The following is a 12,027-nucleotide window of genomic DNA, read 5'->3' on the forward strand; positions in this document are numbered from 1 at the left end:
GATTAAGGTAACCAATTTTTATCCAAAATTTGCTCTAAGGTATAAGCCAGAAATGTTGAATGTCGATACAAAACTTTACATATTTAGTTAAAGTAGCTCTAAAAAACCTAAAATAGTCAACATAACATCATCTCCTCAAACCAATGAACATAACTGATTTTTTGACACATACATGATTGCAAATAACGGAATTTATCTAATAGTGTATATCCTCATTGTTTGGGTATATATAAAAGCTGTAAAATCAAATATGCTATTAAACTAATGTAAATTTGTATAGTGATACCATTGACGTTCTTGGTAATTAATTTGTCAAGTTTTAAGTGCATCTTTAAAAACTTCCACAACAATTCAACTCCCCAACGTAAACGATAAATATTCCTAATTTCATCATCAGTAACTTCCGCATCTACCGATGCTGGTAAATTTGTCACCAAGCGGAACTCAGTTTTCGTATCTAAATCACAAAAGCTAATAACTCTATAGGCTTGAGCATCATCAGATGCACCAACTTTAATTAATCCAGTTGAGTCAGAAAATTCTAGCTTCCAATTATTTTTAATCCGCAAAACGAAATATTTATTTTCTTGCGCCAAGTCTTGAATAAATTTCAACCCAGCAAATCACGGCAGTTGCTTCAAGTCGGGAAACCCGCCCAACGCACTGCCTCCTCTATCCATTACCCCAACAGCATTTGTGGGTAAATTAAACATCATTTTCGAGCCAAAATTATAATCATGATCGTGACCAAAATTGATGAAGTTATCTTCTCTTCGAGACGCTACGCGATCTGGGGTACCTGTAGCTAGATTTAAGGAACTAAAAAGTTTAACTTGATGATGTCCCAAAACCCATAACAATTTACTTGTTAAAGTAATAATTGTTGAATCAATAGGACAAATTGCGTATTTATCATGTAACTTTTTCTGAGTTTTATTATGGACTAATTCATTTAATTTTTGATAAATTTCTTGGAAGGGTTTTTGTGGGCGGTGAGAACTTGCTTTAGAAAAAGTAGAAATATCTACATCAAATCCTGTATTATTTAATCTTTTAAATAAATCTCGCATACTTGTTAAACTGTTATCCAGGGCATAGGATAACCAGCACTCGAAGAACAGACGACTGTTCAATACTGGATAATCGTTTTTTGGCAGGCTTTTCAGGATATCTTTGACAACTTTGGCAAATGAATTTATAATCACAATCAAACTAATATATTTTAAGCCTTCGCCCAAAATTACCATATTTTGGGTTATTTTTATTGGATTTTTCTTAACATTCAACACTTCTGGGTATAAGCACATAATTCAGGTAAATTAGTTAAATTTGTTTTAGCTTTAACATAATCTAAGGCATTGCTATAAATTATGCTGAAATTCTCCTCTAAATGATTGCGTAAATTGGCACTTAAATCTTCATTTAGTTGGTTCCGAAAACTAATAATTTCAGCCGCCCAATGATTAGCATTTCTTGGCTTTTCTAAATCCCAATATTGATAAAGTAATAAATGTCTAATAATCTGTTCTAATAAACTTCTTAGAGCTAATTTGTAAACTCAAGTAAAGTACTTGTCTTGTAAAGGTTTCAGGAATTGAAGTCAATAAAGCACTTATTCGCTGAAACTCAGACCTCGTAACGATCTGAGTATCCTTAAGATTTTCTTTACGAATCAGCTCTTACTCGCCTTTTTTCATTCTTAGCCAAATCTTCCAATTCTTCTATTAAGTTTTCATAGTCAATGTCTGCTAGTTGTCGATTTTTGAGACATTTAATAGTCTCCTCCAACCATTGCAGGTAATTGGATTCATATAATGTTTTTATGTCGATGATTCCAGTCATTTGTTCATTTTGTAGCTTTAATTTACTTTTATTTATTATTTCATCGTAACTAATTTATTAATTTTTGCCGATAATTGCCCAGAAAAAACATACACAGCACCCATAAGTTAAGTCAGAAGATATCCAGCGACTCCTAGAAGAGTAACCAACCAAAAGTTATACCCTACCGTCAGTCAGTCAATCCAAGTCTCTCGCTGTTCCCCCTGAATTGACTGTACAATTCCAAACCTTTCCTCAATTTTGCGTGGCAGAGTATGCGTCCCAAAGATGGAAACGCAATCTTCTTCTGGTTGATTTGTCAAAACACTAACTCTGGCTTCGTTGTCTTGTAAACGCTCTATGAAAATAGATGCACAAATTTCAACATCTTCAGGAATCTCATATACTTCCTTTGAAAAGGTAAATCTCTTCTCCAAACTATTTGCAATTTGGTCAATAACGTTTTGTTCGGGCAACGGATTTGTGAAGCAATAGACGTATCTTCGGCAGCACTTTCCATGTTCTAGCTGCTCTAAGTCAGGGATATTTATCACCTTTATCTGACTTGCGTGATACTTCATTTTTTTAACTTTAGATAGCCTTATAAAACTGGTAAGAGAATTATTTGTCAGGTATCTGTAATTTATAAGTCAGAAATCATTGCATGACTAGAATATTAGCCAATGCTGCCTAACATTGTTGCCCGATCGCACTCATTGATTACCATCTGAAAATTTAGAGTGCGATCGCACTTTTTCCCTTTCCTTACGCTCTGCGACTTAGTGGTAGAGGTCGCTGTGCTAAAACTCCTTTATAAAGTTCTTCCAGCAGACTAATATTTTTACTAAGGGTATAGCGGTCTAATACACGCTGTCTAGCTTTTTGCCCCAGTAGGGTTGTTAACTCTGGATGGTCTTGCAACACTGGCAAGAGGGTTTTTAATTGCGAACGCGCTGTTTTGGTACTAATAACGACACCTGCGCCCTTTTCCAAGACTTCTCCATCTGCACCCACATCTGTTGCTAAACAAGCCAACCCACATGACATTCCTTCTAACAGAGATAGGGACAAACCCTCTACCAATGAAGGCAAAACAAATACATCTGCGCCCCGCAAAATTTCGATGCGTCGGTCTTCATCAGCGACAAATCCCAACCAGATAATGCCGTATTCTGAACCAAAAAACGGCTCTAAGGAAGACTTCAAAGGGCCGTCGCCAACAATTAGCAACTTAGTACCAGGCTCCATTGCCGATTGCTTCCAAGCGCGGAGGAGGGCTTCAACATTTTTCTCTGGCGCTATTCTACCCTGATAGACAAACAAGCGATCGGCTTTAAATTCCGCTTTGATTTGGGAAAATCCTGGAGAATACTTAACGGTATCAACACCGTTGGGAATTACGGCAATATTTTCTTCCCTTACGCCCATCCCTGCCAATAATTCTCGCTGAATTTGGGAAAATACAATCACCCGATCGTAGTTAACTAAAAAAGGCGCGTAGAGCTGATAAGCCAAAAGTTGTGTTCCTGATACCAGCTTTGCTCCCTTGCCAGCAAACGGTGTGTGAAAAGTGGCAACTAAGGGCAACCTCAGTTCCTCACAGATTTCTGGTAGAAAAAAGTCTAGAGGAGATAACGTCAAGGAAGCATGGACTACATCTGGTTTGATTTCCCGCAGTGAATCGGTTAAAACTTTGGTGGCTTTAAAAGTGGGAATCGTGTAAACCTGGGACTTGTAAATGAAAGGTAGGGAAACCTCTCGAAGATTTGGCCAATTATCAGGTTCAGACTCTTCCTGGGCGAAGTGAAGAAAGCTAACTTGATGTCCCCTATCTAGCAAGGCATTTGTAATTTCTCGACTGTAGGTGACATTGCCGCAAAAGGGTGATTTTTTTCCAATCCAGGCTATACGCATTCTTTATTTAGCTGTAAGAAAAGCGGGTTTAATCTATTACTTGGTGTCCTTTGTGATTTTTATTTTATCTAGCTATACTTGCTGGTTTTTTTATTTATTAAAAATTCCCAAAATTTTCTACTAGTTTAAAAAGCTTATTGTCAGCTGATTAAACCAGTGGATTGATGGCTTTATTTATTTTAGTTATAAGTTGTTAATTTCTGATATTTCAACAACTTATTCCGACTAATGTCAGATTCATATCCGGCAAGTATGTGATAAATTTTCACTGACCACAGTTTACCATGAACGCAAAAGCTTTAAGTAAATATTAATTACCTCAAGGTAATGAATAATAACTCCTGTTAGCTGATAACTACTTGTGCGAGTTATACCAGGTTAATATACCTCCTGAAAAGACGATCGCAGCTAATCCCAAAAAAACTACCTGTAATCCCAGAAAGGTTTCTGCGACACCAGCTAATGCTAAAGGTAAGGAGAGAGCAATATTAATTACATTGTTCTGCAAGCCAAAAACTTTACCACGCATTTCTGGAGGTGTTTCTGTTTGGATGGCAGTTTGCATGGGAATTCCCACTAGTGCCCCAAAGATACCTAAGAGCGCTACCAGTAACAAGATGAGCCACAGTTGAGTTGTAAACACTGATAGACCAATCAGGGATGCTGCCATACCCATACAACCGTACAGACTTAGCTGGGTGTAGGAGAAACGTTGACCAAATTGACCGAGAATTGTTGCTCCCGCCGCAATGCCAACACCGCCAGATGCTAGTAAAAAGCCGAACTGGGAAGCTTTCATGTTGGGAATTATTTCCGCCATCCGAACGGCTAAAACAGTTAATGCTGCAAAGACAGAAAACAAGATAATCAGTTGAAGCAAAGCATTGCGGACGCGATGATTTGCTTTGAGATAGGAAAAACCGTCTCGTAAGTCAGAGAATACGTGAGGAAATTCTGTATCGGGGTGGTGGTGTTTTTCCTTAGTTGCCAGGAGGAACAAAATTAGTCCAGCGATCGCATAACTGCCACCTACTAAAAGTTCTTTGCCCAAACTACCACTACCACCAATTTGCAGCCAAAGTCCATCTGCGATCGCTAACAACGGTTCTCCAACCGCAAACCCAACAATCACCGATGCCATCATCGTTGTTGTGTAAAGCGAATTAGCCGAGAGTAAATGCTGTTCTTCTACGATTAAGGGAATTACCGCCTGTTCTGCCGGGGCAAAAAACTGCGTCAGTGTGGAAACTAAAAAAGTTACACCCAGAACAATCAAAAAACCCACTGGCAGCACTCCTATGGGTTTCCAGTCATGAGTCAACCACACCAGGAAGGGAATTGACAAAACTAGGATGCCGCGCCAAATATTCGTTGCCACCAGCACAGCCTTTTTCGACCAGCGATCGACAAACACGCCAGCAACGGAACCAAACAATACGGCTGGAATCGTAAAAGCCATCATCAAGACTGACACCCAACCACTAATACTCTGATTGCTTCCTTGAAACTGAGTATTAATTAAGGCAATCATCAGCACCAAATAAACTTTATCTGCTAGTTGGGAGAAAACTTGACCGCCCCAAAGAGCCAAGAAATTAGGGTTTTTTAATACAGGTAAAAATCCCTGCTGTTTTACATTCCCTGCAATAGCTTCTCCACCTGAACCAGATCCATCTAATTGCGGTGGTTCTTTTTCTGCGATCGCGGCTACTGGCAAATTATGCCCATTGCCAACGCCGTTGCTATCTATCTCAGCAGTGGTTAATTTGTCCTCAGATTGTGTTTCTGATTGGCTTGGAAGATCAGTTTTTGGGATCTCCGCTGTCCAATTTTGATCGTTTTGAGAAACGTCTTTTGGGGACATTTCTTGGCCATTTATTTGACTAGGTGTACACTTGGGAACAGCACTCAAGTGATTCCTGACTGTAGGATCTGATACCCTATTCTGTTTTTTGGCGAGGCTAGGTGACAAAGGCAGGATTTTCTTATCCAAATCAGACGGTTGCATCATGGTTGGCAGCAAAATAAGAGTCGATCAAGGTAGCAGAGCGAATAGGGCGGCCTAATTGATACTGAGCATACTGGCGCAAAATCTGCTCAACAGATAACCAGTGATGATCTTTAGCACCATCAATTTGCCTTATCTCTGGTTGTGACAGATGTTGAAGCAAAGCTAGTTCCATAGCACCCAAACGACTAGAAATCACAGGTATTTCTTGCCGATGCACAACAATTGTTTGGGTATTGGGCATTGGGGATGGGGCATTGGGCATGGGGAATTGGTTATTAATCTCCCTCTGCCTCTCTTTTCGTAAACCTTCCCTAGCTTCTAAGGAAACCGTTCCACCCGCAGGGATACTAAATCCTACCTGCCAGTTGGGATCTGTAAAGTCTGGTTTGAGGGGGTGCTGAGATAGGCAACAGATTTGCACTTGTGGCGTTAGTCCTGCTAAGGCTAAAAGATGAAATACACCATGAGCCAGATGAGCTAAAACACCAGATGGATTTGCACTAGACACCATCTCCAAGCGATGAAGATGTTCATTGAACAAATCATAAAGTTCTTCTTGGGGTTGTTCGCTCAAAGCTTCACACAGAACTATTTCTGCTAAATATTGACTGGCGGACAGTTTTCCCAAATCTTTAGCTAAACCAGGATAAGTTTTTAAAGTCTGTGCTTGAGTAATTTTATCAAGCGATCGCCCTTTGGCAATCAATAGTTCATTCACAACAAACATTCCACTCCTACCGCCCAGGCTGGAGTTGTGCTTACGTGACCCTGGAGCCACGGCTCGAATCAAACCGAATTCTCGTGTCAAAATCGTCACTATTTTATCCGATTCTCCTAGCGCCTGGGTTTTAAGATTAATACCAGTTGCTTTGTAGGTTCTACTCATTAGTCATTAGTAGTTATTAGCCATTAGTAATTAGTCATTGGTCATTAGCTTAGGACAAATGACATAGACGCTTCTGCGGCTTCCCGCAGGGTAGGACAAATGACTATTCACCCTTTCCCAGGTTATCGCGCTGACGGATCAAATCCATACCGCGAGATGTGCCTAATCTAGTAGCACCCGCTACGATTAAGTCTAGAGCTTGATTGATAGTGTGGATACCACCTGAAGCCTTAATTCCCACTCTTTCTTTTGCCAATTCCTGCAAAAGTCGTACATCTGCCACTGTGGCACCACCATTCCAACCTGTACTAGTTTTTAAGAATGCTGCTCCTGCCTCCATAGCGATTTCAGCAGCTATTTTTTTCTCTGCATCTGTCAACAGGTTAGTTTCCAAAATCACCTTGACAGTTTGCCCAGTCTCTTCACAAATTTCGGCAATCTCCCGGTGGACTTCTTCAGTTTTGCCAGCTTTTAACCAGCCCAAGTTCATGACTACATCCAACTCAGTGGCACCACTATCCGCCGCTTCTTGAGCTTCATACAGTTTCACGGCTGAAGTCGTTGCACCAGAAGGAAAACCAATCACTGTACAGACTTTAGGGTTTTTACCGTGGAGGAGTTCTACTGCTTGCTTAATGTTAGCGGGGAACAGACAAACCGCCGCAAAGTTGAATCTGTATGCTTCTTCACACCATTGCTCAACCTGCTCTGGAGTAGCCGTTGATATTAACAGGGAGTGATCGATAAATGGCGCAATATCAATGTCTGGATAGTCTGCTGCCATCGTGTCTTCTGCCAGTGATTGATTATTAAACTTTATAAAAAATTAAAACATTTCTTATATATATATTAAACCACACTTATTACGAGTTTATCCTGAAAACAAGCTGCTGAATTGTCTTTAATATCGGCTTTACAGATATCCCGGAATTACTGTAAGTATTTAAATTGACGTTAAGTGCTAGTAATGTTATGAATGCCAACAGTATTTTTTACACTAGTTTCTAAGAAGTTAATCATAGTTTGAGCTAATGCCTTTGATGCTAAGTATGGGACACCATTACCAATAGTTTTAAACATATTTGTGAGCGACATATTCTCTGGAAGTATAAAGTTTGCAGGCAAAGATTGGATAGCTAAAGCTTCTGCTACAGAAATCCGCCGGATTTTGTAAGGATGTAAATGTACTTCATTATTTCCATAGCAAGCTGTCGGAGAGTAACGCCATCTATGCAGACGTTTGAAAGACTTCCTGGAATTATCTCCTTCTTGAACAGCAGCAAATTTTGTTATACCTGCCCTTGGTTGAAAATAGTGTTCAGCATTGGGATGATTCAGAACGTTATTTTTTCTAAACCAGTATTCAACTGTCAGTTCTTCAGGTATGCCATCAGGACAAGGTGTTAGAGAATTTTCTTTGAATGGTTCACACTTACACCAAGGGTAAGCGAAAACATTTTCTTGAGGATATAAAATAGAATTATTCCAAGGGAAAGTTTCTTCAGAAAGTAATTTTTTATCAAATGCGATTTTCATTTCCTGAAGAAAACTATTTTTGAAGCCAATTAGGATAATTCTGTCTCTATTCTGGGGTACGCCGTATTCAATAGCATTAATTAATCGCTCTGTTAATATGTAACCTGCTGCTTGTAATTGTTGCTTGAGCGATTCAAAAAATAAACGGTGTTTTGCCGTTTTCCATAAACCCTTAACATTCTCAAATAAAAAGAAATCAGGAAAATTGCGGCAAATTAATTCAACATAAGAAGCGGAAAGCTTGCCATTATCTCCTAAACGCCCTCTATTTTTTCCACCAATAGAAAAATCAGGACAGGGAGGCCCGCCGATAAAACCAATTATATGATGAGATTTGCGGCAGTCTTTGACTAATTCTTGAAGGCGTTGTGCTTCTTTTCCGGTAATAAGATTTGTTACATCGGCGGCTTCACCGTGATGATATCCATATTCAGGCGATCGCATTTTCAGAACTTCCCGTGAATGGCGATAGGCAGCGATGAATGGGGCGAAGATTTCATTGACATAAACAATATTAAAACCGCTGGTTTCAAAACCTAAATCTAGCAAACCCGATCCAGCAAAAAAAGAGAAAATACAAGGGCGATCGCTCATTGAATTACACTAGTACGATCAAAAAATTTTATTAATATTCAGATTCTATGAAAATGGGTTATGTGCGTAACTATAGAGAGAGTTAATACTAACTATCCCAATTTGGTCTTAAGAGTTGGTAAAACCTAATATACTTAGGGATTCTACGTAAGTACCCATCAAAAAATAACAATTGAAAAACTGCTTAAATAGTAAAAAAAATTTATAGTTCCCCTAAGTATTACATCTCAAAGTTTACTCAATCTTTAAGGAAAACACCTGACAGAAAAACAGTCTGGAGTCACAATTAGATATAGGGTTTTCCAAGCCCAAATGATATTTCAGACAAATATTTGTCACTAAATAAAAAACCGGGGTACTTCGGACTAAGTTTTTATGCGGATTTTAATTTACTCCTACAACTACTATCCAGAACCGATTGGTATTGCCCCACTAATGACTGAATTAGCAGAGGGACTAGTGAAACGTGGGCATGAAGTGCGTGTAGTCACCGCTATGCCCAATTACCCTGAGCGGCAAATTTACCAGGAATATCGGGGTAAATGGTATGTCAACGAATCCAAAAATGGCGTTCAAATTCAACGCAGTTACGTTTGGATTCGTCCACAACCCAACCTATTAGATCGGGTGTTACTAGATGCTAGTTTCGTCGTCACTAGTTTTGTACCCGCCCTTATCGGTTGGCGCCCAGATGTGATTCTCTCAACATCCCCATCCTTGCCAAGCTGTGTACCAGTTGCTCTTTTAGGATGGTTACGTGCTTGTCCTGTGATTTTAAATCTACAAGATATATTACCAGAAGCAGCCGTCCATGTCGGTCTACTGAAAAATAAATTACTTATCCGGTTGTTTACATTATTGGAAAAATTTGCTTACCGCACTGCCACTAAAATTAGCGTCATTGCTGACGGGTTTGTGGACAATTTGCGAGCTAAGGGCGTAGAAGCTGACAAAATTGTGCAAATTCCCAACTGGGTTGATGTAAATTTTATCCGCCCTTTGCCCAAAGAGGATAACCCTTTCCGCGCAACACATAATCTGAATGGCAAATTTGTAGTACTTTATTCTGGTAACATCGCCTTAACTCAAGGTTTAGAAAGCGTCGTCAAAGCTGCTTCTGTATTGCGCCATATCCAAGATATTGTCTTTGTCATCGTTGGAGAAGCAAAAGGTTTACAGCGATTGCAACAGGAATGTCTAGACTGCGGCGCAGATAATGTGTTGTTACTGCCATTTCAACCCCGCAAAGATTTACCACAGATGTTAGGAGCCGCGGATGTTGGTTTAGTGGTGCAAAAGAAAAATGTTGTATCCTTCAATATGCCGTCAAAAATTCAAGTGCTACTTGCTAGTGGAGGGGCCTTAGTTGCCTCTGTCCCCGACAATGGTACGGCAGCAAGAGCCATTAGGCAAAGTGGCGGCGGAGTTATCGTTCCTCCAGAAGATCCCCAAGCTTTAGCGATGGCAATTTTAGATTTGTACCAAAACCCCGAAAAAGTCAAAACTCTGGGTTATAAAAGTCGCCAATATGCCGTTGAGCAATATGCTTTTGAACAAGCTTTAAATCAGTATGAGTCCTTGTGTTACTCATTGACAGCAGAACGTAGAACAATTCAGTCTAGAGGCATAGTTACGAAACAAGAAGTTTAATCTTTACTGCAAAGTTATGTTACATCTGTAGAGATTACAATTATGCCCTCATGTCTAAAGATTATGAGATTTTGAGGGTAGCTAATTTTACTATTAAAAATATAGCCATAGACAAGCAGGTTGTCAGGTGGATTGTTGAACTAGAAATCTCACGGCTTCACTTCATTCTATCCGTGGTTTATTACTGACAAAGTATGTATTAATACTTCATGCTATGCGTATATAATAAATCGCACTTTTGCTAGACCAGTTATTAGTATGCTGTGTCGTATCATAATTTTTGGTAGACAGTATAAAGCGTAGATGTATAGTTACCTGCGAATTACTAGCTTTACATTACATATTATGCTGTTTGATGAATCTGCGATTATTTTCGCTGTCAATTCGTACTGGAAAGCTATTGGTTGATTTATCGCTGCACAATAACTATCAGCTTTTCAGCTGTTGCGGATATCGAAATCTAAACAGCCAATTATCAAACTAATCCCATAGACACCTGTTTTTTTGTTAGTATTCAAAAAAACCTATTGACACATTTGTCAGATCAATTGTTCGTTGTTTGTAAGTAAATGTCAACAATTGTTTCAAAAGGAAGAAAGCACCTGAGGTTTAATGACTGATTATTTCCAAGGAAATTTCCCATTGCAATCTGTCCCACTGACGAAGAGTGCGGTAATAAGCCACGGCCAAACCGAAGAGGCGAGCGAAAAATTAGCTGCAACGATCGCTGTTGCGGCCTCAGACCGCAAAGCAGGTGAGATTTTATTGCTCAAAGTAGCAGAGGTATCTTACCTGGCTGATTACTTTGTGATGATGACTGGCTATTCTAGAGCACAGGTCAGGGCGATCGCTCAAGCAATTGAAGGAAAAGTCGAAACTGAGTTGCAACGCCGTCCCTTAAGGACAGAAGGAAAAGTTGAGGGGAGTTGGGTACTACAAGACTACGGTGATGTGATCGTTCATATCATGATGCCCAAGGAACGGGAGTTTTATAATTTAGAAGCGTTCTGGATTCATGCAGAGCGTATTTCCCTTCCAGAATCTGATGAAGGTGAGGGTAAGCCAACATGATTAGGTCTTCGGTTTCTAATTGCCCAGTTCCTACAGACCAACAACCGCTCAATGAATACGAAGAGTTAAAAACTTCCTGGCTATTTCGTGATACTACTTTACATTGGCGTGAGTATATCACGAAACTCTTTTGGATTTGGGGTTTATCTTGGCTCTTTGCAGGGCCGATAGCTGCGGCAAGTTTTCCCCCTCACAAGTATATTGCACATTTTATTCTCTGTGGTGCAGCCGCAGCGAGTGTCGGGTTAGTACTGGTACTGGTAAGGTTGTACTTAGGTTGGTTCTACGTGTGCGATCGCCTTTGTAGTCCCACAGTATTTTATGAAGAGTCCGGCTGGTACGATGGTCAAACTTGGACTAAACCAGAGGAAGTTCTCAACCGCGATCGCTTAATTGTCTCATACGAAATCAAACCCATTCTGCGGCGGTTACAATTTACCTTTGCTGGCTTGGCGGGAATGTACGTTACTGGTACTATAGTTTGGCATTTGTTTTAAAGAGTTATTGGTCATTGGTCATTAGTCATTAGCTAAGGACTAATGAC

Annotated in this window: 10 protein-coding genes and 2 pseudogenes; 3 read left to right on the forward strand and 9 right to left on the reverse strand. The window is 39.8% G+C overall.

The window, feature by feature from the left end; all coding sequences use genetic code 11:
• Positions 1-116: 116 nt before the first annotated feature.
• From V7K44_RS00675 to V7K44_RS00715, 9 genes and pseudogenes are all read right to left on the reverse strand, one after another.
• Positions 117-1,205 (reverse strand): annotated as a pseudogene (locus tag V7K44_RS00675) (IS4 family transposase).
• Between the two features lie 77 nt (positions 1,206-1,282).
• Positions 1,283-1,525, reverse strand: a pseudogene (locus V7K44_RS00680) (DUF29 family protein); the annotation flags it as partial.
• Positions 1,526-1,665: 140 nt separating this feature from the next.
• A complete protein-coding gene (locus tag V7K44_RS00685) occupies positions 1,666-1,842 on the reverse strand; it encodes a DUF29 family protein (RefSeq protein WP_334927658.1) in 177 nt (58 codons plus the stop codon).
• Between the two features lie 173 nt (positions 1,843-2,015).
• Positions 2,016-2,402 (reverse strand): hypothetical protein, encoded by a 387-nt coding sequence (locus tag V7K44_RS00690; protein ID WP_334927660.1) that lies wholly within the window; start codon positions 2,400-2,402, stop codon positions 2,016-2,018.
• A 184-nt stretch (positions 2,403-2,586) separates the two neighbouring features.
• Entirely contained in the window at positions 2,587-3,735 is a 1,149-nt protein-coding gene (locus V7K44_RS00695) for a glycosyltransferase family 4 protein (protein WP_334927662.1), read from the reverse strand.
• A gap of 355 nt (positions 3,736-4,090) precedes the next feature.
• Positions 4,091-5,743, reverse strand: a complete 1,653-nt coding sequence (locus V7K44_RS00700) for an MFS transporter (RefSeq protein WP_334927763.1) — start codon at positions 5,741-5,743, stop codon at positions 4,091-4,093.
• The gene (recO, locus tag V7K44_RS00705) at positions 5,730-6,632 is read right to left on the reverse strand and encodes a DNA repair protein RecO (protein WP_334927664.1); all 903 of its coding nucleotides are present in this window, start codon (positions 6,630-6,632) and stop codon (positions 5,730-5,732) included. The genes V7K44_RS00700 and recO overlap by 14 nt, the downstream gene beginning before the upstream one ends.
• Before the next feature lie 103 nt (positions 6,633-6,735).
• On the reverse strand, positions 6,736-7,416 hold the full coding sequence (gene deoC, locus V7K44_RS00710; RefSeq protein WP_334927666.1) for a deoxyribose-phosphate aldolase: 681 nt from the start codon (positions 7,414-7,416) through the stop codon (positions 6,736-6,738).
• Positions 7,417-7,586: 170 nt separating this feature from the next.
• A complete protein-coding gene (locus V7K44_RS00715; protein ID WP_334927668.1) occupies positions 7,587-8,762 on the reverse strand; it encodes a DNA cytosine methyltransferase in 1,176 nt (391 codons plus the stop codon).
• Positions 8,763-9,137: 375 nt separating this feature from the next.
• On the opposite strand from V7K44_RS00715, the gene V7K44_RS00720 reads away from it, so the two are divergent.
• The 3 genes from V7K44_RS00720 (at position 9,138) to V7K44_RS00730 (ending at position 11,980) form a co-directional block, all read left to right on the forward strand.
• The gene (locus tag V7K44_RS00720; protein WP_334927670.1) at positions 9,138-10,412 is read left to right on the forward strand and encodes a glycosyltransferase family 4 protein; all 1,275 of its coding nucleotides are present in this window, start codon (positions 9,138-9,140) and stop codon (positions 10,410-10,412) included.
• A gap of 612 nt (positions 10,413-11,024) precedes the next feature.
• A complete protein-coding gene (gene rsfS, locus V7K44_RS00725) occupies positions 11,025-11,483 on the forward strand; it encodes a ribosome silencing factor (protein WP_094349127.1) in 459 nt (152 codons plus the stop codon).
• Positions 11,480-11,980, forward strand: a complete 501-nt coding sequence (locus tag V7K44_RS00730) for a CGLD27 family protein (RefSeq protein ID WP_334927673.1) — start codon at positions 11,480-11,482, stop codon at positions 11,978-11,980. Before rsfS ends, V7K44_RS00730 begins: the two co-directional genes overlap by 4 nt.
• Positions 11,981-12,027 lie beyond the last annotated feature (47 nt).

Source organism: Nostoc sp. (assembly GCF_036917235.1).
Taxonomy (GTDB): domain Bacteria; phylum Cyanobacteriota; class Cyanobacteriia; order Cyanobacteriales; family Nostocaceae; genus Nostoc.

Bases quoted from the DNA above. Each gene is read 5' to 3' on its own strand.
- V7K44_RS00685 (WP_334927658.1), bottom strand. From the start codon at position 1,842: ATGACTGGAATCATCGACATAAAAACATTATATGAATCCAATTACCTG.
- V7K44_RS00690 (WP_334927660.1), bottom strand. From the start codon at position 2,402: ATGAAGTATCACGCAAGTCAGATAAAGGTGATAAATATCCCTGACTTA.
- V7K44_RS00695 (WP_334927662.1), bottom strand. From the start codon at position 3,735: ATGCGTATAGCCTGGATTGGAAAAAAATCACCCTTTTGCGGCAATGTC.
- V7K44_RS00700 (WP_334927763.1), bottom strand. From the start codon at position 5,743: ATGCAACCGTCTGATTTGGATAAGAAAATCCTGCCTTTGTCACCTAGC.
- recO (WP_334927664.1), bottom strand. From the start codon at position 6,632: ATGAGTAGAACCTACAAAGCAACTGGTATTAATCTTAAAACCCAGGCG.
- deoC (WP_334927666.1), bottom strand. From the start codon at position 7,416: ATGGCAGCAGACTATCCAGACATTGATATTGCGCCATTTATCGATCAC.
- V7K44_RS00715 (WP_334927668.1), bottom strand. From the start codon at position 8,762: ATGAGCGATCGCCCTTGTATTTTCTCTTTTTTTGCTGGATCGGGTTTG.
- V7K44_RS00720 (WP_334927670.1), top strand. From the start codon at position 9,138: ATGCGGATTTTAATTTACTCCTACAACTACTATCCAGAACCGATTGGT.
- rsfS (WP_094349127.1), top strand. From the start codon at position 11,025: ATGACTGATTATTTCCAAGGAAATTTCCCATTGCAATCTGTCCCACTG.
- V7K44_RS00730 (WP_334927673.1), top strand. From the start codon at position 11,480: ATGATTAGGTCTTCGGTTTCTAATTGCCCAGTTCCTACAGACCAACAA.